Here is a 24,081-nt window from a genome sequence, read left to right on the forward strand (position 1 = left end):
TCCTCGTTGAACAACATTTTGACACTGTAGCATGAGCATTAATGAAAATGTGGCAATAAAAAGCCCCGCATTAAGCGGGGCTAAACGTTGTGCGTATATCGTTATGCGGCTTCGACTTTACGCACTTTCTCTGGCAGCTTTACCGGCTGAGTCGCCAGCTCCTCGGGTTCAAAGTCATCCACGTTGATACTGCGCAGTCGGCTCGCTTCGGCTTTCACCAGAATCGCGGCTTCATCTTTATCAATCAGCCCTTTCGCCAGCGCATTGTGCGCCAGTTCGTCGAGGCGGGTAAATGGCAGGTTTTTACCCAACTCTTTACAGATCCGCTGGTGGATAGGGTCGGCTGCAATCACGTCCAGCAGCGCCTCTTCCAGCAAACCAACCGGGTTATGCTCGCTTGGCGTCAGATATTGACCACGACCAATACGAGAACGAGTCGCGCTCGGAACCTGCAAAATCTTCGCGACTTTATGGTCCAGCTTGTCAGACGGAGCATCATAGTGGCGACCGGTCGGGAAGATAACCACGTTCAGCAAGCCCGCGACCAGACGGTTCGGGAAGTTTTTCAGCAGATCGTCCATCGCCTGTTCCGCTTTGTACAACGCATCCTGAACGCCCCAGTGAACCAACGGCAGGTCCGCTTCATTACGGCCTTCATCGTCATAACGTTTCAGTACCGCGGAGGCCAGATACAGCTGACTTAACACATCGCCCAGACGCGCGGAGATACGTTCACGACGCTTCAGACTGCCACCCAGTACGGCCATGGACACATCTGAAAGCAATGCCAGGTTGGCGCTCAAGCGGTTCAGGTGCTGGTAGTAACGTTTGGTCGCATCGCCGGTTGGCGTGCTGCTGGTTAAGCCACGTGTCAGACCAAGCCAGAAGCTGCGTACTTTGTTACTGCCAACGTGACCGATGTGTTTGAACAGCAGCTTGTCGAACGCATTCACATCGTTACTCTGTGCCGCAGCCATCTCTTCCAGAACATACGGATGGCAGCGAATCGCACCCTGACCGAAGATCATCATGCTACGGGTCAGAATGTTGGCACCTTCTACGGTAATGGCGATTGGCGCACCTTGATAAGCGCGGGCGAGGAAGTTGCTTTCGCCAAGCATAATGCCTTTACCGCCAGTGATATCCATCGCATCGATGATTGACTGCTGCCCGCGGTGGGTACAGTGATATTTCACGATAGCCGACAGCACCGCCGGTTTTTCACCCAGCATAATGCCGTAGGTAATCAGTGATGCCGCAGCGTCCATCACGTAGGCGTTACCGGCAATACGTGCCAACGGTTCTTCAATACCTTCCATCTTACCGATGGAGATTTTGAACTGGCGACGAATGTGTGCATACGCGCCGGTGGCCATCGCGACCGATTTCACGCCGCCCGTCGAGTTAGACGGCAGGGTAATACCACGTCCCACAGACAGACATTCCACCAGCATGCGCCAGCCCTGACCGGCCATTTTCGGACCACCGATGATGTAATCAATCGGTACAAACACATCTTTACCGAGGGTCGGACCGTTCTGGAACGGCACGTTCAGCGGGAAGTGACGACGCCCAATTTGTACGCCCGGGGTTGAGGTTGGGATCAGCGCACAGGTAATACCGAGATCTTCTTCACCACCCAGCAGTTTTTCCGGGTCAGAGAGTTTAAATGCCAGACCCAGTACCGTGGCGATAGGCGCCAGCGTAATATAACGTTTGTTCCAGGTCAGGCGCATACCCAACACCTGCTGGCCCTGCCAGTCGCCCATACAGACCACACCGGTATCAGGGATGGCGCCTGCGTCGGAGCCTGCTTCCGGGCTGGTCAGAGCAAAGCATGGGATCTCCTGACCGCGAGCCAGGCGCGGCAGGTAATGATTTTTCTGCTCTTCGGTGCCGTAATGTTGCAGCAGTTCGCCTGGGCCTAATGAGTTAGGTACGCCAACGGTGATCGCCAGGATCCCGGAAACACCGGAGAGTTTCTGCAGAACGCGAGCCTGAGCATATGCTGAGAATTCCAGCCCGCCGTACTCTTTCTTAATGATCATCGCGAAGAAGCGGTGTTCTTTCAGATATGCCCACAGTTCCGGCGGCAGATCCGCGAGTTCATGGGTTATCTGGAAGTCGTTCGCCATGCGGCACGCTTCTTCCACTGGACCATCAATAAACGCCTGTTCTTCAGCGGTCAGATGCGGTTGAGGATAGTTATGCAGTTTTTTCCAGTCAGGCTTGCCCTGGAACAGGTCACCTTCCCACCAGGTTGTACCCGCATCAATCGCTTCTTTCTCAGTACGCGACATCGGTGGCATGACTTTACGGAAACCGCGGAACACCGGCGCAGAGATCATGGATTTGCGCATCGGCGTAAAGTTAAACGGTACGAGAATAATGGCCAGAGGAACCAGCAGCCAGACTGACCACAGGCCAGCCACGCCAAGCGCAGCCGTCCAGGCGAGCAAAATTAAGCTGCTGAGGAATAAGCTCACGCGGTGATAAAACAGAACGCTGAGCAGAACAACCGTAGCGATAATACTCAAAATCATCATAACGAAAAGCTCCCTTGCTTGTAGGAGGTCTGACCACTTGTGATGATATGTTTGTAGTGGATGTAAATTCTTTTAGCAATGTGTTTACAAAATAATTACAACAAAGCTCACATTGTTGCTGTTTTAACCGGCACAAAAAATCAAAAGCGACAGCCATTCCTGTGGCTTGTACTTCTCGCTGGTAGCGCTATCCGGTACACTGCGTCTTGTCATTTACATTCATGCTGAAGGATATCCTCATGTACCAGGATCTTATTCGTAACGAACTGAGCGAAGCGGCGGAAACGCTGGCTAATTTTCTTAAAGATGACGCCAATATTCACGCCATTCAGCGCGCGGCAGTTCTGTTGGCAGACAGCTTTAAAGCGGGCGGTAAGGTGCTTTCTTGCGGTAACGGCGGTTCCCATTGCGACGCGATGCACTTTGCTGAAGAGCTGACCGGACGCTATCGTGAAAACCGTCCTGGTTACCCTGCTATTGCAATCTCTGACGTTAGCCATATCTCCTGCGTCAGCAACGATTTTGGTTACGATTATGTGTTCTCTCGCTACGTAGAAGCCGTGGGTCGTGAAGGTGATGTCCTGTTAGGCATTTCGACTTCGGGTAATTCCGGTAACGTAATTAAAGCGATTGCCGCAGCGCGTGAGAAAGGGATGAAAGTGATCACCCTGACCGGTAAAGATGGCGGCAAAATGGCGGGCAGCGCAGATATTGAAATTCGCGTGCCGCACTTTGGCTACGCCGACCGTATTCAGGAAATTCATATCAAAGTGATCCATATCCTGATCCAGCTGATCGAAAAAGAGATGGTTAAACCATAAGAAGATGATTGCCGGATGGTGGCTGAAGCCTTATCCGGCCTACATGAGCACCACGTAGGCCTGATAAGCGCAGCGCCATCAGGCAGTTCACGGTTTTAAGGTAGGTGATGTATGTGCGAACTGCTCGGGATGAGCGCCAATGTGCCAACCGATATCTGCTTTAGCTTCACTGGGCTGGTTCAGCGCGGCGGAGGGACTGGGCCGCACAAAGACGGCTGGGGTATTACGTTTTATGAAGGTAAGGGCTGCCGTACGTTTAAAGATCCGCAACCTAGCTTTAATTCGCCTATCGCCAAACTGGTACAAGACTACCCCATCAAATCCTGTTCCGTGATTGCCCATATTCGTCAGGCGAACCGTGGCGAAGTGGCGTTGGAAAATACCCATCCCTTTACCCGCGAACTGTGGGGGCGTAACTGGACCTATGCTCATAATGGACAGCTCAGTGGCTATAAATCGCTGGAAACCGGAAATTTCCGCCCGGTCGGGGAAACCGACAGCGAAAAAGCTTTCTGCTGGCTGCTCCACAAGCTGACGGAGCGTTATCCGCGCACGCCTGGCAATATGACGGCAGTGTTTAAATATATCGCGATGCTGGCAGGAGAACTGCGGGAGAAGGGCGTCTTCAACATGCTGTTGTCTGACGGACGCTATGTGATGGCCTTCTGTTCGACCAACCTGTTTTGGATCACGCGTCGTGCGCCGTTTGGCGTGGCGACATTGCTGGATCAGGATGTGGAAATCGATTTTAGCTCAGAGACCACACCCAATGATGTGGTCACCGTGATTGCCACTCAACCGTTAACCGGCAATGAAACCTGGCAAAAGATTATGCCAGGCGAGTGGGCATTATTTTGTCTCGGGGAGCGTGTAGTTTGATGCCAGTTGCGGCTGAACCACTTCGTGACTCAACGGCTTGCTGACGACGTAACGACCATCGACGACAGAGACAGTCGGTGGTTTACGTGTTTGTTCAAAGTAATCGTATCCCGGCTTTAACTGGGCCCAGAAATCTTTGTAATACGAGAACTTATGGCGCTGCATGTTGGCATCGGTCATGCGGAACGGGTAAATGCTAACCTGTACGCTGGACTGCCCGAACACCAGAGCACCGGTCACAAACTGGAAAATCTCATCAATGCCGTTGTCGGTCATTGCGTAGCAGCCGACGGAAACACAGGCACCGTGGATCATCAGGTACTTACCTTCATAACCGTGTGCGCGGTCATAGGCATTAGGGAAACCAATGTTAATCGCTTTATAAAAGCGACTATCTGGTTTCAGCTGTCCACGCTGAACGCTGTAAAACCCTTCCGGACTTTTGAAATCACCCTGACGCTGCTTCGGACCTAAGCCACCGGAATAATTACAGATCTTATAACTGTCGAGCAATTGATACTGTTCGCCCATCTTGACGTACAGATCCAAGGTTCGCTCTTCTTTGAAGATCTGGATATAAACGGGGGAGCCCATTAATTGCTGCTTATATTCTTTGCTGACAGGCGTAGTCGGGCTGCTGCTGCTCAGCAAACCGGCAAATGAAACGCACGGCAATAAAAGCATCGCAAGAAAAAATGCGATTTTACGCATACTGCTTATTCCTTGATAAAACGATCACACACGCCAGGACGGCAAAAAGAATCCCCAAATCGGATAAATCTGGATCTGGAGCGCTCACATTAGCACCAAGAGAGTTTTTCGCAAGTCTCTCGTGCGGCGTTTACACTTTAGTTTTTCTTTATACGGAAAATTGCGCTTAAAGGCAGTCAGACACTGCCGTATTTTGCTGGTTACTGCGCTTCATTGGGTCTTAATCGTGCTGGATGGATAATGGGTCAGGAACGGCTCAGCATTAGGTACAACCAGACTTCTCACAACATAAAAATACTGTATACTTAAACAGTAATGTGGGAGACAAACGATGCGTAAAATCATACATGTCGATATGGACTGCTTTTTCGCGGCGGTGGAAATGCGCGACAACCCCGCCCTGCGTGATATTCCCATTGCTATTGGCGGCAGTCGAGAACGTCGGGGGGTCATCAGCACGGCCAATTACCCGGCGCGCAAATTTGGCGTGCGTAGCGCAATGCCAACTGGAATGGCATTAAAGCTGTGTCCGCATCTCACTTTATTACCTGGTCGTTACGAGGCCTATAAAGAAGCCTCCCGCCAGATTCAGGCTATTTTCTCCCGCTATACCTCGCTGATAGAACCACTTTCGCTGGATGAAGCCTATCTGGATGTGACCGACAGCACCCACTGCCACGGCTCAGCTACGCTGATCGCTCAGGAAATCCGCCAGACAATTTTTAACGAGTTACAGTTAACCGCCTCTGCCGGAATTGCGCCGGTAAAATTTCTGGCAAAAATAGCTTCCGATCTCAACAAACCCAATGGGCAATATGTGATTACCCCTGCCGATGTTCCTGAATTTCTCAGAACATTACCGTTAGGCAAAATTCCCGGCGTTGGCAAAGTCTCCGCCGCTAAGCTGGAATCAATGGGATTACGTACCTGCGAAGATGTTCAAAAATACGACCTGGCAATGCTGCTCAAACGCTTCGGCAAGTTTGGTCGCGTGCTGTGGGAGCGCAGTCAGGGGATTGACGAACGGGACGTTAACAACGACAGGCTGCGTAAATCCGTCGGCGTGGAGCGTACGCTGGCGGAAGATATTCACGAGTGGTCGGAGTGTGAGGCGATAATAGAACGGCTCTATCCCGAACTGGAACGGCGTCTGGCAAAGGTTAAACCGGATCTGCTGATCGCTCGCCAGGGGATAAAACTCAAGTTTAATGATTTTCAGCAGACTACGCAGGAGCACGTCTGGCCGCGCTTAAATAAAGATGACTTAATTACGACAGCGCGCAAGACCTGGGACGAGCGTAGGGGAGGGCGAGGCGTCAGGCTGGTGGGATTACACGTCACGCTGCTGGATCCACAAATGGAAAGACAGCTACTGTTGGGGCTGTGACTCAGAACAATTGCCGGATGTCGGCGTAAACGCCTTATCCGGCCTACAAACCAGCGTGCAGGCCAGATGGCTACGTAACAACTTTATCCGGCCTACAAATCAGCATGTAGGCCAGATAAACGTAGCGTCATCCGACATTTAGCGCAGAATCTTACTTCGCCGGAATAGACTTCAGCAGTTCAGTCAGCAGCGTCCAGTAATGGCCGACGCTTTCGATATGAACCTGCTCATCCGGGGAGTGTGGACCGGTGATAGTTGGCCCGATGGAAACCATGTCCATATCTGGATACGGTTTCTTGAACAGACCACATTCCAGACCAGCGTGGATGATCTGGATATTCGGTGTTTTATTGAACAGACGCTGATAGGTTTCACGAACCAGGTGCATAACCGGAGAGTTAGCATCCGGCTGCCAGCCTGGGTATCCGCCTTTTGCCTGGGTTTTCGCGCCAGCCAGTTTACCCAGTGAATCCAGCATGCTCACCACGTAGTCTTTACCGCTGTCGATCAGGGAACGGATCAGGCAGTGAATTTCAACGTTGTCGTCAGTCATGGTGACAACACCGACGTTCAGAGAGGTCTCTACCACGCCTTTGGCGACGTCAGAGTTGCGGATTACACCGTTCGGGGTGGCGTTCAGCAGACGCACAAAGCTGTCGCGAGACTGAGCGGTCAGCGCGGCTTTGTCTTGAGCTACGGCATCCAGCAGCAGAGCCAGGTTCTTCTCTTTGGCTTCCAGTTCGTTTTTCAGGATTTCCTGATAGGTGTTGACCAGCGCTTTTAACGCATCAACTTTATCTGCAGCCACGGCGAGGGTGGCAAAGGCTTCACGCGGAATCGCGTTGCGCAGCGTACCGCCGTTGAAATCAACCAGACGCAGATCCAGCTCTTCAGCGTGGCCCGCCAGGAAGCGTACCAGCAGTTTGTTCGCGTTACCGAGACCCACGTGGATTTCGCCGCCGGAGTGACCGCCTTTCAGGCCTTTTAACGTCAGCTTAAAGCTCTGGAATCCAGCCGGGATTGCTTCACGGGACAGCGGCAGGTTAGAGGTAAAGTCGATACCGCCTGCGCAACCCATGTAGATCTCACCTTCTTCTTCTGAGTCGGTGTTGATCAGGATATCTGCCTGCAGCCAGTTAGCCTGCAGACCAAACGCGCCATCCATACCCGCTTCTTCGGTCATGGTCAGCAGCACTTCCAGCGGACCGTGTACCACGCTGTCATCAGCCAGAACGGCCAGCGCAGACGCCATACCGATGCCGTTATCCGCACCCAGCGTGGTGCCACGGGCTTTCACCCATTCGCCGTCAATATAAGGCTGGATAGGATCTTTAGTGAAGTCGTGCACGGTGTCGTTGTTTTTCTGCGGGACCATATCCAGGTGCGCCTGCAGAACGACCGGCTTGCGGTTTTCCATGCCTGCGGTAGCGGGTTTGCGAATCAGGATATTACCGACTTGATCGCGCTCGACGTGGAAACCTTTCTCTTGGGCCCAGCTCAGAATGTGTTCAGCGAGCTGCTCTTCATGATAGGACGGATGAGGAATAGAACAGATTTTGGCAAAAATATCCCATAGCGGTTGCGGGGATAATTGAGACAGTTCAGACACGTTGAGTCTCCTTGGCGATGTCCTACAAAACTTGCTTGCAGGCCACGGGGTTAGCAGAATTAAAAACACCACAAGTCAGGCTTGCGCGATGCGATTGAGAATACCACTTTCTCCGCTGACGGCTAGCATAAAGCATGCAAAAAGAGGCGCGGATTCCGCGAAACACTGGTTTTTAGTGCGTCAGATCTCTATAATCTCGCGCAACCTATTTCCCCCTCGAACACTTTTTAAGCCGTAGATAAACAGGCTGGGACACTTCACATGAGCGAAAAATACGTCGTCACCTGGGACATGTTGCAGATCCATGCACGTAAACTGGCAAGCCGCTTGATGCCTTCTGAACAATGGAAAGGCATTATTGCCGTTAGCCGTGGTGGTCTGGTGCCGGGCGCATTGCTGGCGCGTGAATTGGGTATTCGTCATGTCGATACCGTATGCATCTCCAGCTACGATCACGACAATCAGCGCGAACTGAAAGTGCTGAAGCGTGCCGAAGGCGACGGTGAAGGTTTCATCGTAATCGATGACCTGGTTGACACCGGTGGGACCGCCGTTGCGATCCGCGAAATGTATCCTAAAGCGCATTTCGTCACTATCTTCGCTAAGCCGGCTGGTCGCCCGCTGGTGAATGATTATGTTGTTGATATCCCTCAGGATACCTGGATTGAGCAGCCGTGGGATATGGGCGTGGTGTTCGTCCCGCCGATCTCAGGTCGCTAATCTAAAAAGTTTTCAACGCCTGGCATTTGCCGGGCGTTGTTCTTTTTGTGCTGTGTCAGGTTACACTATGCCTTAGTGAGTACTCATGGAGGCTGCAATCATGTCACAGGCTAACCTCAGCGAAGTCCTGTTTAAACCCCGCTTCAAACACCCTGAAACGTCAACACTGGTTCGTCGTTTTAATCACGGCGCGCAGCCGTCCGTACAATCCGCCCTGGATGGCAAAACCATTCCGCACTGGTATCGCATGGTGAATCGCCTGATGTGGATCTGGCGCGGCGTCGACCCGCGTGAAATCCTTGAGGTGCAGGCACGTATCGTGATGAGCGAAGCCGAGCGTACAGATAAAGAACTCTACGATACGGTTATCGGCTATCGCGGTGGGAACTGGATCTATGAGTGGGCGAAGCAGGCGATGGACTGGCAACAGAAAGCGTCTATGGAAGAGGATCCGCAAGTGAGCGGACGTCACTGGCTGCATGCGTCTACGTTGTACAACATTGCCGCTTACCCACACCTGAAAGGCGATGAGCTGGCAGAGCAGGCACAGGCTTTAGCCAATCGCGCCTATGAAGAGGCCGCACAGCGATTGCCGGGCACGCTGCGTGAGATGGAGTTTGCTGTTACCGGCGGTGCGCCGATCACCGGATTCTTACATATGCCAAAAGGCGACGGTCCGTTCCCGACGGTGCTGATGTGCGGTGGCCTCGATTCCATGCAAACGGATTATTACAGTCTGTATGAGCGCTACTTTGCCCCGCGCGGTATTGCCATGCTGACGCTGGATATGCCGTCGGTCGGGTTCTCGTCAAAATGGAAACTGACTCAGGATTCCAGCCTGCTGCATCAGCATGTATTAAAAGCGCTGCCTAATGTTCCCTGGGTGGATCACACCCGCGTGGCGGCCTTCGGTTTCCGCTTTGGCGCTAACGTAGCGGTACGTCTGGCGTATCTGGAATCATCGCGTCTGAAGGCGGTGGCCTGTCTGGGGCCAGTGGTTCATGCGCTGCTTAGCGACCCGCAGCGTCAGGCGAGCGTCCCGGAAATGTACCTTGATGTACTGGCTAGCCGCCTGGGGATGCATGACGCCTCCGATGAAGCGCTGCGCGTTGAGCTAAATCGCTATTCATTAAAAGTGCAGGGCCTGCTGGGGCGACGCTGCCCGACGCCAATGCTCTCGGGATTCTGGAAGAATGATCCGTTTAGTCCGGAAGAAGAGTCACGTTTAATCACATCTTCATCTTCAGACGGTAAGCTACTGGAGATCCCCTTCAACCCGGTGTATCGCAATTTTGACAAAGGGCTGCAGGAAATAACCGGTTGGATCAATCAGAGATTGTGTTAAAAGTTTGCTAAATTTTATCGATTTGGTAAAACAGGTGCTTCACCTAAGGAGATCGTAATGACGTTACCGAGTGGGCATCCGAAAAGTAGATTGATCAAGAAATTCACCGCGCTTGGCCCGTATATCCGGGAAGGGCAGTGCGAAGATAATCGATTTTTTTTCGATTGTCTGGCTGTTTGCGTCAACGTGAAACCCGCCCCTGAGAAACGCGAGTTCTGGGGCTGGTGGATGGAACTGGAGGCGCAGGAAAAACGCTTCACGTACAGCTATCAGTTTGGTTTGTTTGATAAAGACGGTAACTGGACGGCGGTGCCGGTGAAAGAGACTGAAGTGGTAGAGCGACTGGAATACACCTTACGTGAATTCCATGAAAAATTACGTGGCTTGTTAACGACGCTGAATCTGGCGCTGGAACCTGCTGACGGCTTTAAGGATGAACCGGTTAAGTTAACGGCATAATGAACAGTGAAATGCCGGATGGCGGCGCAACCCCATCCGGCATTTTTTTATGCTATATCAAAACTGGTAGACCATACCGACAGCAACGATGTCATCATCGTTGATGCCCAGTTTATTATCGCTATCCAGCTGGTTGATTTTATAGTCAACAAACGCGGACATATTTTTGTTGAAATAATATGTTGCGCCCACGTCGATATAATTCACCAGGTCTTCATTGCCGACGCCTTCAATATCTTTCCCTTTAGAAAGTACATAACCCAGTGACGGACGCAGACCAAAGTCAAACTGGTACTGAACAACCGCTTCGAAGTTCTGTGTTTTATTGGCGAAGCCGCCGGAAATTGGCGTCATATTGCGTGTTTCAGAATAGAACGTCGCAATATAAATATCGTTAGCATCATATTTTAAGCCGGTCGCCCAGGCTTCAGCTTTATCACCCGTACCACGAGTTTGCAGATTCTGCTGGTTGGTACGATCAGAGTTGGTATAAGCGCCGCTCACCGCGAAATCGCTGCCGCCAAAGTCATAGGTAACGGAAGTACCAAAACCGTCGCCGTTCTGTTTTTTCACATCACGATCCTGGTTTTTACCCTGGTATTGCAGGGTCAGATCCAGGCCATCCACGACGCCGAAAAAGTCGGTGTTACGGTAAGTTGCCAGACCGCTGGCGCGTTTGGTCATAAAGTTATCGGTCTGTGCGGAGGAGTCACCACCGAATTCCGGGAACATATCGGTCCAGGCTTCCACGTCATACAGCGCGCCCAGGTTACGACCATAATCAAACGAGCCAAAATCTTTTAATTTCACACCGGCGAAGGCCAGACGTGTTTTTTGTTGGTTAGAGTCGCTTTCAGCTTTATTGCCGGCAAACTCTGCTTCCCAACGACCATAACCGGTTAGTTGATCGTTAATTTGCGTTTCGCCTTTAAAACCTAAACGGATATAGCTTTGGTCACCATCTTTGCTGTCATAATCCGTCATGTAATGCATGGCTTTTACTTTGCCGTACAAGTCTAGCTTATTACCATTCTTGTTATACACTTCCGCCGCCTGTACGGATGCCGACGCAACAATTCCCATCACCACTAATGCCAGAGTGCTCTTTTTCATTTTCATTCCTGATTAAAAGTACGCGCTAATATTCACTGGGTGTGATCCCCGTTAAAAGACAGGAGGGTTTTTAACGTCTGGCAATGAACGTTTTATGACAAAGTAAGAATATTTTTAAAAAAGGATGTTTTTTTGTTTCTGTAATAAATGCGTCAAAATCTGCCGCTACGCTTGCTGATCCTGCGCAATAAAATTTCATGCTTTGTGCGCTGGTTGTTGGCAACCGGGGCCAGTCCTGCTAAAACGTTCGTTTGATATCATTTTCCCCAATTTTGAATGGCAGAGAATCATGAGTGACAGCCAGACGCTGGTGGTAAAACTTGGCACCAGTGTGTTAACGGGCGGATCCCGCCGCCTGAACCGCGCCCACATCGTAGAGCTGGTTCGCCAGTGCGCGCAGCTCCATGCCGCAGGGCATCGTATTGTTATCGTTACCTCTGGTGCGATTGCCGCCGGACGTGAGCATCTTGGTTACCCGGAGCTCCCGGCAACGATAGCTTCGAAACAGCTGTTGGCGGCGGTCGGGCAGAGCCGACTGATTCAACTGTGGGAACAGCTGTTCTCGATCTACGGTATTCATATCGGGCAGATGCTGCTGACGCGTGCAGATATGGAAGACAGAGAGCGCTTCCTCAATGCCCGCGATACGCTCCGCGCGCTGCTGGATAACAACATTGTTCCTGTCATTAATGAGAATGACGCCGTAGCGACCGCTGAGATTAAAGTCGGCGATAACGACAACCTCTCCGCGCTGGCGGCAATTCTGGCTGGAGCCGATAAGCTGCTGCTGTTGACCGATCAGCAGGGGCTGTTCACCGCCGATCCACGCACCAACCCACAGGCTGAGCTGATTAAAGACGTACACGGCATTGATGATGCGTTGCGCGCCATTGCCGGGGATAGCGTCTCAGGTCTGGGAACCGGCGGCATGGGCACAAAACTGCAGGCCGCCGATGTCGCGTGCCGCGCCGGGATTGACACCATTATTGCCGCAGGCAGCAAGCCGGGCGTGATTGGCGACGTGATGGAAGGCGTTTCCGTTGGGACGCGTTTTCATGCTCAGGCCTCTCCGCTGGAGAACCGTAAACGCTGGATCTTTGGCGCGCCGCCTGCCGGGGAGATTACCGTCGATGAGGGCGCGACCGCAGCAATTCTGGAACGCGGCAGCTCATTACTGCCAAAAGGCATTAAAAGCGTGACAGGTAACTTTTCTCGTGGTGAAGTGATCCGCATCTGCAATCTCGAAGGGCGCGATATTGCCCACGGCGTCACCCGCTATAACAGCGACGCGCTGCGCCGTATTGCCGGACATCACTCACAACAGATCGACACCATCCTGGGCTACGAATACGGTCCGGTTGCTGTCCATCGCGACGACATGATCACCCGTTAAGGAACAGGCATATGCTGGAACAAATGGGCATTGCTGCCAAAGCAGCGTCATACAAGCTGGCGCTGCTCTCCAGTCGCGAAAAAAATCGCGTACTGGAAACCATTGCTGATGAGCTGGAAGCGCAAACGGAAAGCATCCTCAGCGCGAACATACAAGATGTTGAGCAGGCGCGAGCCAACGGCCTGAGCGAAGCGATGCTCGACCGCCTGGCGCTGACGCCGGCACGTCTGAAAGCGATTGCTGACGATGTGCGCCAGGTCTGTAATCTTGCCGACCCGGTAGGGCAGGTGATTGACGGCGGCCTGCTGGATAGCGGTCTGCGTCTGGAGCGTCGTCGCGTCCCGCTGGGCGTGATTGGCGTGATTTATGAAGCGCGTCCAAACGTCACCGTTGACGTTGCCTCCCTGTGCCTGAAAACCGGCAATGCGGTGATTCTGCGCGGTGGGAAAGAGACCTACCGGACCAACGCGGCGACCGTGGCTGTTATCCAAAAGGCGCTGGAAGCCTGCGGTTTACCCGCGGCTGCCGTACAGTCAATTGATAACCCGGACCGCGCGTTGGTCGCTGAAATGCTGCGGATGGATAAGTACATCGATATGCTGATCCCTCGCGGAGGCGCGGGCCTGCATAAGCTGTGCCGTGAGCAGTCGACTATCCCGGTCATCACCGGTGGCATTGGCGTATGCCATATTTATGTTGATGATACCGCGGAGATCGACCCGGCCCTGAAGATTATCGTTAACGCCAAAACGCAGCGTCCAAGCACCTGTAACACCGTAGAAACTCTGCTGGTGCATCAGGATATTGCTGAGCATTTTCTGCCTGCGTTAAGCCAAAAGATGGCGGATAGCGGTGTTACGCTGCACGGTGATGAAATCGTGATGCAGGTACTGCATGGCCCTGCCAAACTGGTGTCACTGAAACCGGAAGAGCTGGATAACGAGTTTCTGTCTCTGGATCTGAATGTTGTGGTGGTCGAAAATATGGATGGCGCTATCGCCCATATTCGCGAACACGGCACCCAGCACTCGGACGCCATACTGACGCGCACGCTCAGCAACGCCAACCGTTTCGTGAATGAAGTGGACTCTTCTGCCGTGTATGTAAACGCCTCTACTCGTTTTACCGATGGCGGCCAGTTCGGACTGGGTGCGGAAGTGGCGGTGAGCACGCAAAAACTGCACGCACGTGGCCCAATGGGACTGGAAGCACTGACCACATATAAGTGGATTGGCTTCGGTGACGACACGGTTCGTGCATAATTGAAACTGGGTGATGCAATAATAGCCATCTGATTTAAAAGGCCATTAAGGCATCACCCAGTTAATTCTAACCTTCATCCCGCTGCCGTATTTTTTATCCTGTGTTTTTAACATCATCCGCACCAGTCTGGTTCTGACCTATGCATTCTCTGGCGCCAGAAAGGCGGCGTATCACAGAATTTTCCCTGCCTGCATGAATTTTCCTGGTCTTCGTTTCACGTATTGTTCCTATGGCCCGATCTATTAGAATCAATCTCATTTTTATGAGGAGTTGTTGCGTGAAATCGGATATTCACAAACTTAGCATTCCTGTTGTGCCGCTTGGCAACCCGTTTCCTCCCCGTCATTGTTCGCTGTGCCCAAAGGGAGCGGCGATTGATCGTAATAATCAATACAAATTAATAGACAAAAGAAGGCGGTTTAAAGCTGGGGAGATACTCGCCCGACAGGATGAAACCGCGGATATGCTTTTTGTTATCCATGAGGGGTACTGCAAGTCCAGCGTGGAATGTGGCGATAACGTTTTTATCAGCCGCTTTTATGTTCCGGGAGATATCATGGCGCTGGATGCTGTCGAAGGGGGGAAGTACCTGACAACGATTAAGGCGACAACGGCTGCGGAGGTTTGCCACATTGATATTGCGCGGTTGTTCAAGGTAGCAGATAAGGAGCCTTCGGTTGCTGCCGCAGTCATCAAGTTTCTCTGCAGGGACAATGGATTCATTGTTGAAAAACTGCGGCGCTATGCGAATAAACATGCTGAGGCCAGGATCGCGGCTTTCCTGGTGGAATTTTACGAGATGCATTTGCGCATCGGCAGGCCAGAAACGACGCTTCGCTTGCCATTTTCTCGGGACGAAATTGCCAGTTATCTCGATCTTAAAATTGAAACCGTTAGCCGCTCATTAAAATCACTTGAACAGCAGAATCTGATTACCTTACATAGGGTACGTACCGTAACAATTAATAGTTATCTTGGTTTAAAACGTTTTATCTAATTTTCTATTTAACGATAATCATTATCTCTCCTGATAAGCCAGGAATATTCATTTTATATGGAAAATTCCTGGTTTTAATTTTGTCAAATAATTATCAATTAGAATGTAGTTTCTGTAGGTGAATGATTTTTTTATAAGAATATTCCCGCGCAAATGGATATATCATGAGAATTTTCTTGCGGCGTTAAAAATTTAGCATAATTGCAACAAATAATAAGCATTATAGAGAAACTATGGAGGTGTTAATTATCTTTATGTTTTGTAAGGGTTTTGCTCTCGTGGTATTTGTATGATCTTTTTGATATTTATCAAAAACATAAAAAAGATGAATTGTTTGATTTGCCTTATTTATTTGGGTGATAGTTCTGATTCACGGTGTTATTTAAGTAAATTAAACTTAGGAAACTTCTTAGATTATCGTTTTAGTGGGAAAATTCTTAGTCTTTTTGTAATTTTTGCGTTTCAGGGTTTGTTGAGATGTTACTTAATTCAAATGATAATTTTGGGGCGCGGCAATTCTGGCTCGCAATTAATGGAACCGCTGGAGTGACTTAATAATAAGACTCGGTGGTGAGTATGTTCTTAGGAGAAGATAAAAATGAAAAAATTATTATTAGTGACCTCTCTGGCGTCTGTATTTGTTGCGGCAAATGCAATGGCAGATGTCACTGCTTCTGCAACGGCCTCGTGGGACGCGACGGCAACAAAAGATACCACCAGCATGTTGGTCGTCACTCCGTTGAACTCTTTGACTTTCCAGTATGCGGAAGGTCTTAATGGCTTCAACTCCCAGGATGGCGCGTTTGATGTGACTATTCAGGGCCAGGAAACGGCAACTGATTTTGAACTGACCGCTCAGATTATTAGCAATACTCTGACCAACGCCAGTGGCGATGCGTCTACCCTGAACGTAGGGGTGGCATGGAATGGCACCGCGTTGACTAATTCATCAGATACTGTCCTGGTAAATTCCAGCTCGACTTCTGGTCTTGAAAGCCTGATGGCTGATGGCGCTTACAACGGTGCTGATCGCGTCAGCGATCAATCTAACTTCAAATTCACCATTGCGTCTGCGACTTCTGATGGTCGCACGCCGGTAACGGATTACTCTGCACTGCCAGACGGCTATTGGACTGGTGATGTAAAAGTACAGTTCAATGCAACCTGGACGACTCCGTCCGCCTAATAAATAAAGGTTCGGGAGGAGAAATTCTCCCGAATTTATCAGGAATGGTGTCATGAATAAATATTTACCGGCAGCAATGTTGGTAGGGTTGGTAATCTCTTTTTCCAGCTGGGCAATTAACGTCGGTGACATCACGTCGATAATGACTTCTACTGAGAGTTCATTATCGAAAGAAATCACTAATACGACAGATTCGGCTCGTTATGTCAGCGTATCGGTAAAACAACTGTCATCACCTTTAGCGGGCGGAGTCGAAATAAAACCCGTTAATTCCGGGGAATTACTCTCTACGCCTGCCAATCTAATTCTGCCTGGTCAGGCAAAGGATGTTTTTCGCTTCTTTTATAAAGGGCCAGTTGATGATGTCGAGCGTTATTATCGTCTGCAATGGATAGATGAGCCGGTCACCGAGAGCGCGGAAACCCGGGCCAATAAATTGGCTGTTGCGACAGCGTCAGCAGAAATTGGCACGATTTTGGTCGTTGCGCCGCGAAAAGAGCGTTTTGAATATAACCGTAATGGTGATGTTATTAGCAATACTGGCAATGTTTCATTTCGAGTAATCGCCTATGGAGCTTGCAAAGATAATGCTCGCGATCAGGGACGGGGCTGTCGTGAACGTTATTACATTATGCCAGGTACAAAAATAAAACTGCAGTTCACCGACATTAGTAATAGCCGCTCACGCATCGGTATCTGGCACGGTAAGCAGTTTATTACAGTGAAGTGATGGTCAATAGCAGCCATCTGTACGGGATAAATAAAAATACCGGATTGTAAGGATGCATATGACAACAACATATATTGTTGGCGGTAGCATTTGTCTTTTTCTTGCGCTGACACCAGGAACTTCACATGCAGCCCCAGTAAAAGTGGGTAATTACGTTATTCCCAGTGCTTTCGCCCGTTCACTGGAGCAGGGAATGACGGTGCCGGTATATATACGTTACAACGAGACTGATGAGAAAAGTCAGCAAAAAATTGCCGATGCGGTGATTTCGCTTGTTGATGGCAATATTACAGTTAAAGCACTGACTCTTGCTGAATTGCCCAATAATGCTGTGTTATCCGAGAAAACCCGTGCGTTAGTGGAAAAAATCCGTGATGTAAAGTTTCACGATAATACGAATATTGAACTGTCAGATGATGCTCGACTGCAACTTAATGTCTCATCATTTCACCTGGAGATGATTGTCAGCAAAGATGCGTTAACTGAAGCGATTGTCGCGCGCAGTAGCTTGCTTGGACCTTCCAGCGTTGAAACTCTGTCTAACGTCCTGAACTACAACTTTGGTACCTACTACAACGATTACCGAAATGGCAGCAGTACCCGCAGCTATCTGACGATGGACAATACAACATCGCTGCGGGAGCACCACATTAATGTTAACGGTTCGTTTTACGGCATCGGTGACAGCAATGGTACCAGTAAACTTTATCGTGCGATGTATGAGCGCGATTATGAAGGGTATCGACTGGCGCTGGGGATGCTTGATACATGGAATGTCCAGTCTATTGCCAGCCTGAATGCGCTGAATGGTGGGAAAATTTACGGTGTGAGCTACGGGAACAAAGGAAGTACGGTTGTTGAGAATACCGCGCTTTCACTCACGCCGATTACCGTATTTTTGCCAGCCGCTGGTGAGGTTCATGTCTTCCGCGATGGACGTTTACTCAGCGTGCAGAACTTTAATATGGGCAGCTATGAAATTGATACCAGTCGCTTTCCGTATGGTGTTTACGACGTCACGGTAGATATCGTGGTCAATGGGCGGACAATTAATAGTCGTGTCAGCCGGGTTAATAAGATCTTTGCTCGCCAACAAGCTGCTGGAGTTGATCAGCTCTCATGGCAGTTTTTTGGTGGTTCGCTGGATTATGATCGGGTGAGCTATAAGCGTAACCACTATCAGGATTTGGGTAATGAGCAGACCTGGATTGCCGGGGGGGCCGCATCGGTGACGCTGGCGATATTGTCGGGGCTGGGCCTGAAATCCACGATCTACGGTTTTGACAACAATGCGGTTAATGAAACGGATGTCACGCTGAATGTGAATGAATACGTCAGTATTGGCAATCAGATGTTGGTAGCGAACGATTCATCATGGCGAAACATCAGTAACATCAATCTCAATGTCCCTGAAGGATATGGTTCCCTTTGGGCATCTCGTGAAGACAGTAAAATTGGCGATCGCTTGCCCATGCAGGAACGTGATAACTATTCCATTGGCGGAACTCTTAACCTTGGAAAGTTTATTCCTCATGGCGGCTCGCTCACCGTGAGCCAGACGGAGAATCGTTACTCAGGCAATAAATACCGTAATCTGGATTACAACACGACCCTTTATTCAGGCAGGTATGCCACGGTTGGGTTGCGTGCAGGTATTCAGCGTTATTACTACAACAACCGAAATGACGATGGGCGACAGGAACGTTATGTCAGCCTGGACTTATCGTTGCCGTTGGCGACCTGGTTGAGCATGGGCGTCTCCCGAGATCGCTATGGTAGTACCCAGGGTAATCTCAGTGCACGAAAACAGTATGCTGAAGGGCCGATTAAATCGGTCGGATTATCGGCATCAACGCGTCTGAGCGGCGAACAGTATTATGACAATAATTATTCGGTAAACGGCAATTTGAGTTATGACACGAAATATAACGCCGGCACCGTATCGGTAACGCGTTCTGCTGACAACTCCACCAATATGAACTTCTCTTCCCAAGGTTCTCTGGCGTGGGCTGGTAAAGACTTCGGTCTGAGTAAAGAGAGGCAGCGTTCTGGCGTTATCGTAAAAACAGATTTGACCGGCGAGGGGAAACTGGCTGCGAAGATTAATAACCGCAATTATCTTCTCAGCGGTAAATCAAATTTCATTGCACTGCCTCCCTATGCTCAGTACAAGCTGGAAATCCTCAATGATAAAAATTCTGAGGACAGCTTCGATATTGTTTCAGGACGCAAACAGGAGTTGACGCTATATCCGGGTAACGTGGGTGTTATCAACCCTGAAGTGAAAAGCATGGTCACCGTATTCGGTCGCATTCGTTATCCCGATGGACAATTGGCTGCAAATACCGATATCCATAACCACATCGGTAAAACGCGTACGGATGAAAAGGGTGAGTTTGCTATCGATATCGATAAAAAGTATCCGGTTATTACGTTAATTTCTGCCAACGGCAGGGTATGTGAAGCCGATCTGGATCTGGAAAAAGCACGCGGCGCTGCGTGGGTTGGCGATGTGAAATGTGTAACGCAAACCACGATGGCACAGAGGTAATAAAATGAAAGTATTGATTAAATTAGCTACTGTAATCTGTGCCGTAGGGAGTTTTTCACCTGTGCCTGCGTTGGCGTTGAATGCAATCTCTTCGGGATCAGTCAGTAATAACTATTTGTTTATCGAAAATGCCATTGATAGTGAATACTTTATTACCCCATCGGCACTTGATCCGCGTTTCAGCGGGTCAAATACGTGGATAAAATACGGTACCTCTCAGGTCAGTCTCGGGTATTTAGGTTTTGTCGGCTGGACTGCGCCTGGATATTATTATCAGGACATGTGGATTGATAACTCCCCGATTAACGGGCCTTTCCGGGGAATCCGTTGTTATAGTGGCACTCAATGCCCATCAACCGGGTTTATTGCCGGATTGGGCACTGACAAAAACGGTTTTTATCATGCGCAGGTCGGCTCTGTCGCAGGCGTTATTGGTGGCGCCTACGGATTCGCTTCCCTGACCGATACTGCTTATGAGTACTTCCGCAATGTGCCAACCGGTAGCAGCGAAACCTATGTGTTCAACCGCTGTTATACTTCTGTAAATTATGATTATTCTTCCGGGCAACGGTGCAAAGACCAATCGACAGGATCATGGAATTACGTCAATTACACGTTAACTAAACGCGGTCATCTGTCACTTGTCTCGACTAACGCATTTCAGGAGCTTTGGGTTGCCAGCGATGGTACGCCGAGCATCACCAAAGACTCTGGTTATTGTGAACTTGGCGTGGTGGGCGGTACTGACGGTGTGATTTGCAAAATGGTGAGCTATAACTTGCAACAAACGGCCAATCTGACCGCCTCCTTGACGTTTCGCGCTTTTGTCGACACGGCGATGCTTGGTTTTACGCCCGGAGCGGCCACCGTGAAATACTCCGGGAATGGTGCAAACTGGTATAACTATGGTACTTCAACTGCTTATTACAACGTTTTTACGACATCTGGAGAATACATTTATATTTTTCTGTCAAAAGCATTTTTGAAGAAGCTTGTTGATTCAGGGATCAGCATTACCAACAGTCAGCCGTTTACCTTCGGTTTTTATAATGGCTTAACACCAGAGTCAGGACACTACCAGTTTACCCCTTCGCTACAGCTCAATATTGTGCCAAAGGAATATGGGATCAGTATTATCTCATCGGATAACAGCACCTCGGCAAGCGGCAGCGGCACAATTGGCGAGACTGCTCCGATTGAGATGGATTACACCGTGACGGTTTCGGGGCCTCGTCAGGCTGATAGCATTACCGCACAAGTTATTGGGGAAAGTACGACGATAAACAATGTGCCTTATTGCCTGTTCACCTCTACGCAAGGTGGGTTAGCTGTCCCAATTCCCGCCTTTCTTCAGTACAACAGTCAGTCGGGTGGCGTGGTACAGAAACGAAATAGCTGTAGTGAAGCGGCGATCAGCATGAGAGATGCGCAATGGCAACAGACGCCCTGGGACGCAAATAATACAGATGATGGAAGCTACTTTGCGACTGATTTAAAATTGCTTTTCCCAATGAATGATTCGCGTTCGATGTTGACCGTTTCCGGTGCGGATTGGGAAGGTGTTGTCAGTGCCAGCGGAGAGATAAAAGTGACGGCGAATTGGGTGGGCGTGACGCCATGAGCCACTGTCGTTTGGCGCTAAGATGGATATTGATCTTGCTTTCCGGGCTAACGGTATTCTCCGCTCAGGCCGTCTACCTGGAGTCGACTATTTATGAGATGCCATCGGATAAATCATTTATCAGTAAACGAATCTATAACGATAGCCAGAAACAGAACGTGTACAGTATTAGCGCAGTTAAAATAGATAAACCGGGACCGGGAGGTGAAAACAGAAGTGCTATTGCCGAAGGCGAACTTTTGTTTACTCCGCTCAGTTTTTCACTGGCACCGCAGGCAAGTGAGTTTTTTAAGATTTTCTATCGTGGCCCGCAGGATGATAAAGAACGCTATTACCGAATACTGTTTCGTGAAATGCCGATAACGCTGTTTACCGAACGTAATCTAGGGAAAGGCGGACAGGCTCTCCCGGTGATCGCTATGGATACCATATTGGTCGTTCGTCCGAGGAAAATGAACCTGGCCTACACCATTGATGAGATAAACGGGACGTTGAAAAACACAGGGAATACTTTTTTCAAAATTATCGTACACCAGGGGTGTCACTCAACTGATGATGAAGCCACCATGCGTTATGTGTTACCGGGGGAAACCTGGCATAGTAGTGAGTTGAAAACAAAAAACCGGAAATTTATCGTAGCGTTACAGAAATATTTACCCGTGGGTCAGGGTTGCTCAAAAATTAATCATTAGAGGTGTTGGGTCTGAGCCAATATGCCCAGATTATATATTGGACCTATACTGTCACTAGCTTTATAAAACGTAGCATTAAGTTTAGAGTCGATGAAACAATATGTCGTGCATATTGCCGGAAATGTTTATGAATACAAGATCTACGACATCCTCTCTTAGTTTGTCGGTCAGCATAAACTACGGTAATATGTTATTCTGCTGGTCACTGTAGTTATATGTTTTGTAAATTTTGTATTTATAGCTTTTTGTTTTGTAATGAAGTGAAAGTGAGTAAAGGGATTTGTACTGATTAAGAAATGGAGTTTTTTCTTTTTCAATTTTTAAATGGAACTTACGGTGTGATGAGAATACTCATATGGATAACTGTGATTATAAATTCTGAATTTACGTGATATGGCTTATGGATAAAGTTTTATCACGAATCGCCTTATGATTATTGGAGGTCGAAGGTGTTGTATATTCTCTCGTGAATATAGCGAGGGACCTGCTATGCCATAAATTCAAGTTGGTGATAACTATGAATACGAAAAAAATTTTTCTGCTCAGTTATGATACTTTCCTTTTTTCAGGAATAAAAGCATGGTTACCAAATCTGGTATTGATCGATGCACGGACATTTATTTCTGGCACGCAGTCAGTTATGTCACAATATCCGTCCTGCTTGCTGGTGATCGATAACCGGTTGCCATTATTATTGGTCAAAAAATGGCTTCAGAGAAACAGTACGCAGTTCATCAACATACACTGTATTGTTCTGCGGATGTGCGAAACCCTGCCAGTTAATCGGGGATATGAAGAATATTCCTTTATCAATGGGGGGGAATTGTCGGAGCAGTTGATCGCTCAATTAAAAGAGAGTTTATTGGCACCTAACAAAGTAGTGGAAGTCAATAAAGATTCACCGATGTTTACTTTTAACTTGACTGAATTTGAAGAAGAAATGCTGTATTCATCATTCACAAAAGAAAAACTGCATGATTTCTGTATTGCTAATTCGCTAACAATTAAGTCAGTGTATCGATATCGGGATAAAATTACTGCTCGCCTCGGCTTTTCCAATTTTAATGAAACTGTTATCTTTTTAACCCGAAATAATTTATTAAATGAAGGTTCTATAATCAATAATAATGTGAATGGGGATGCGGTTTACACTGACGCATATGATGTTTCGGATACTAGTAGACTGAGTATGGCAATAAGGAATGAGGAGATCATTCCTTATTTTCAGCCCATCGTGAATATCAGGGGCGACGTTTGTGGAGTTGAGGTATTGGCTCGTTGGCCACAGGGACATAACTATGCTATTTCTCAGCGAGAGTTTATTCCATTGGCTGAAAAAAGTGGTTTAATCAATGAGTTAACTAGCTATTTAATGACCGCTGTTGCGCGCAATCTGGTCTCTGGAGGCGCGAGTATTAATAAAACTCTGTTCGTTTCTTTTAATGTCAGTCCGTCAGGTTTAAATAATCCTGTATTCTATTGGGAATGCCTTAATTTTATGGAGATAACGCAAGGTCTTCCGATAAAATTGATGATAGAGATAACAGAGAACCAGACGTTCACGATTACTCCTGCAATCAAAGAACTTATTCGCTCGTTGCGAAATAAAGGTGTATTGTTTGCTTTGGATGATTTTGGTGCTGGATACGCTAATCTCTGCTATCTCAATGAGTTAGACCTGGATGTAATCAAAATTGATAAAAGCTTCATTAAGGAAATTAAAGAGGTTGATCAATATATCCCTATGCTCGAGTCAATTACTCACCTTTCAGGACTTCTGGGGTTACGTACGGTGGCAGAGGGTGTTGAAAATGACTATCAGCAACAATGGCTGGGAAAAAATAATGTTGACTATCTGCAGGGGTATCAGTTTCTACCGCCAGTGACATTTAATGATTTTATCCGGTATTACCAGCAGTCAGTAGATTTGTTTGAATCAGCGTCGGATTCACCTTTATCTACGTAATTCCTTTTTGACACGGTTATTACATATGAAGGGTAAAACCTTTAAACGAGTATGTGCTCTGAGCTGACATAGCCTGCAGCATGATTTTTTCC

The 24,081-nt window shown here is 48.9% G+C and carries 19 protein-coding genes; 15 read left to right on the plus strand and 4 right to left on the minus strand.

Going from position 1 to position 24,081, the window contains the following annotated elements; translation table 11 throughout:
• Nucleotides 1-101: 101 nt before the first annotated feature.
• Entirely contained in the window at nt 102-2,546 is a 2,445-nt protein-coding gene (gene fadE / locus OGX89_RS17160; protein WP_003830821.1) for an acyl-CoA dehydrogenase FadE, read from the minus strand.
• A gap of 239 nt (nt 2,547-2,785) precedes the next feature.
• Between fadE and lpcA the strand changes: the two genes are divergently transcribed.
• Complete coding sequence (gene lpcA / locus OGX89_RS17165; RefSeq protein ID WP_003031390.1) at nt 2,786-3,367, plus strand: D-sedoheptulose 7-phosphate isomerase; 582 nt, start codon at nt 2,786-2,788, stop codon at nt 3,365-3,367.
• Nucleotides 3,368-3,478: 111 nt separating this feature from the next.
• Complete coding sequence (locus OGX89_RS17170) at nt 3,479-4,246, plus strand: class II glutamine amidotransferase (protein WP_003031388.1); 768 nt, start codon at nt 3,479-3,481, stop codon at nt 4,244-4,246.
• Here the strand turns inward: OGX89_RS17170 and dpaA are convergent.
• Nucleotides 4,217-4,957 carry a peptidoglycan meso-diaminopimelic acid protein amidase gene (dpaA, locus tag OGX89_RS17175; protein WP_003830823.1) on the minus strand — a complete coding sequence of 247 codons (741 nt, stop codon included), beginning with the start codon at nt 4,955-4,957 and terminating at the stop codon, nt 4,217-4,219. The two genes, OGX89_RS17170 and dpaA, sit on opposite strands and share 30 nt — an antisense overlap.
• Nucleotides 4,958-5,288: 331 nt before the next feature.
• Between dpaA and dinB the strand changes: the two genes are divergently transcribed.
• Nucleotides 5,289-6,344 carry a DNA polymerase IV gene (gene dinB, locus OGX89_RS17180; protein ID WP_003830824.1) on the plus strand — a complete coding sequence of 352 codons (1,056 nt, stop codon included), beginning with the start codon at nt 5,289-5,291 and terminating at the stop codon, nt 6,342-6,344.
• Nucleotides 6,345-6,495: 151 nt separating this feature from the next.
• Here dinB and pepD read toward each other — a convergent pair whose 3' ends face one another.
• Nucleotides 6,496-7,953 (minus strand): cytosol nonspecific dipeptidase, encoded by a 1,458-nt coding sequence (gene pepD / locus OGX89_RS17185; RefSeq protein WP_003830826.1) that lies wholly within the window; start codon nt 7,951-7,953, stop codon nt 6,496-6,498.
• 261 nt (nt 7,954-8,214) lie between these two features.
• Between pepD and gpt the strand changes: the two genes are divergently transcribed.
• The 3 genes from gpt to crl all read left to right on the plus strand — a co-directional run bounded on the left by gpt (nt 8,215) and on the right by crl (nt 10,477).
• A complete protein-coding gene (gpt, locus tag OGX89_RS17190) occupies nt 8,215-8,673 on the plus strand; it encodes a xanthine phosphoribosyltransferase (RefSeq protein WP_003031380.1) in 459 nt (152 codons plus the stop codon).
• 100 nt (nt 8,674-8,773) lie between these two features.
• Nucleotides 8,774-10,018 (plus strand): esterase FrsA, encoded by a 1,245-nt coding sequence (gene frsA, locus OGX89_RS17195; protein WP_003830828.1) that lies wholly within the window; start codon nt 8,774-8,776, stop codon nt 10,016-10,018.
• 57 nt (nt 10,019-10,075) lie between these two features.
• Nucleotides 10,076-10,477, plus strand: coding sequence for a sigma factor-binding protein Crl (crl, locus tag OGX89_RS17200; protein ID WP_003830830.1), 402 nt, complete (start codon nt 10,076-10,078; stop codon nt 10,475-10,477).
• A gap of 57 nt (nt 10,478-10,534) precedes the next feature.
• Here the strand turns inward: crl and phoE are convergent, their stop codons facing one another.
• Entirely contained in the window at nt 10,535-11,590 is a 1,056-nt protein-coding gene (gene phoE, locus OGX89_RS17205) for a phosphoporin PhoE (RefSeq protein ID WP_003830831.1), read from the minus strand.
• 289 nt (nt 11,591-11,879) lie between these two features.
• Here phoE and proB point away from each other — a divergent pair, with 289 nt between their 5' ends.
• From proB to OGX89_RS17250, 9 genes are all read left to right on the plus strand, one after another.
• The gene (gene proB / locus OGX89_RS17210; protein ID WP_003031373.1) at nt 11,880-12,983 is read left to right on the plus strand and encodes a glutamate 5-kinase; all 1,104 of its coding nucleotides are present in this window, start codon (nt 11,880-11,882) and stop codon (nt 12,981-12,983) included.
• 11 nt (nt 12,984-12,994) lie between these two features.
• Complete coding sequence (gene proA / locus OGX89_RS17215) at nt 12,995-14,245, plus strand: glutamate-5-semialdehyde dehydrogenase (RefSeq protein WP_126957802.1); 1,251 nt, start codon at nt 12,995-12,997, stop codon at nt 14,243-14,245.
• Nucleotides 14,246-14,523: 278 nt separating this feature from the next.
• Nucleotides 14,524-15,243: a Crp/Fnr family transcriptional regulator gene (locus OGX89_RS17220; RefSeq protein ID WP_126957804.1), complete on the plus strand. Its 720-nt coding sequence runs from the start codon at nt 14,524-14,526 to the stop codon at nt 15,241-15,243.
• Nucleotides 15,244-15,841: 598 nt separating this feature from the next.
• Nucleotides 15,842-16,429 (plus strand): common pilus major fimbrillin subunit EcpA, encoded by a 588-nt coding sequence (ecpA, locus tag OGX89_RS17225; protein ID WP_126957806.1) that lies wholly within the window; start codon nt 15,842-15,844, stop codon nt 16,427-16,429.
• A gap of 52 nt (nt 16,430-16,481) precedes the next feature.
• Nucleotides 16,482-17,159: an EcpB family pilus assembly chaperone gene (locus tag OGX89_RS17230; protein WP_060682708.1), complete on the plus strand. Its 678-nt coding sequence runs from the start codon at nt 16,482-16,484 to the stop codon at nt 17,157-17,159.
• A 58-nt stretch (nt 17,160-17,217) separates the two neighbouring features.
• Nucleotides 17,218-19,710 carry a CS1-pili formation C-terminal domain-containing protein gene (locus OGX89_RS17235; protein WP_126957808.1) on the plus strand — a complete coding sequence of 831 codons (2,493 nt, stop codon included), beginning with the start codon at nt 17,218-17,220 and terminating at the stop codon, nt 19,708-19,710.
• A gap of 4 nt (nt 19,711-19,714) precedes the next feature.
• A complete protein-coding gene (locus OGX89_RS17240) occupies nt 19,715-21,331 on the plus strand; it encodes a fimbrial adhesin EcpD family protein (protein ID WP_063941998.1) in 1,617 nt (538 codons plus the stop codon).
• Entirely contained in the window at nt 21,328-22,023 is a 696-nt protein-coding gene (locus tag OGX89_RS17245) for a fimbrial biogenesis chaperone (protein ID WP_126957810.1), read from the plus strand. Before OGX89_RS17240 ends, OGX89_RS17245 begins: the two co-directional genes overlap by 4 nt.
• Nucleotides 22,024-22,540: 517 nt before the next feature.
• Nucleotides 22,541-23,989, plus strand: a complete 1,449-nt coding sequence (locus OGX89_RS17250) for an EAL domain-containing protein (protein ID WP_126957812.1) — start codon at nt 22,541-22,543, stop codon at nt 23,987-23,989.
• Nucleotides 23,990-24,081 lie beyond the last annotated feature (92 nt).

The sequence above is a fragment of the Citrobacter sp. Cpo103 genome (assembly GCF_030332605.1).
Lineage (GTDB): Bacteria > Pseudomonadota > Gammaproteobacteria > Enterobacterales > Enterobacteriaceae > Citrobacter > Citrobacter portucalensis.